This is a genomic window from Tistrella arctica (genome assembly GCF_039630945.1).
Lineage (GTDB): Bacteria > Pseudomonadota > Alphaproteobacteria > Tistrellales > Tistrellaceae > Tistrella > Tistrella bauzanensis.
In genome coordinates this window covers 1-255 of record NZ_JBBKTV010000049.1, presented here as the reverse complement: position 1 = coordinate 255, position 255 = coordinate 1, and the positions used below count along the sequence as shown (strand labels likewise).

General features: G+C 69.0%; 1 protein-coding gene. It reads left to right on the top strand.

All coding sequences use genetic code 11. The features are described 5' to 3' along the window. Positions 1-255 (top strand): hypothetical protein (locus WG924_RS28130; protein ID WP_345936346.1); only part of this gene is annotated, 255 nt, incomplete at both ends.

Here is a 255-nt window from a genome sequence, read left to right as displayed (position 1 = left end):
AGGTTCTGAAGCTGCGCGACGGCGTGTCGCTGGACCATGAGGCGGCGGACCGTCTGACCCTGCTGCTGACCGCGACCACGATCGAGGGCGCGCGCTCGGCGGTGGTGACGATCGCGGTCGGCGATGTGAACGAGGCCCCGACCGCGCCGGTGCTGTCGAACACCACGGTGCGTGAAGACGCACAGGTGATCGGCACGGTGACGGCGAGCGACCCGGATGCGGGTGACACGCTGACCTTCACGGTCGATGATCCGC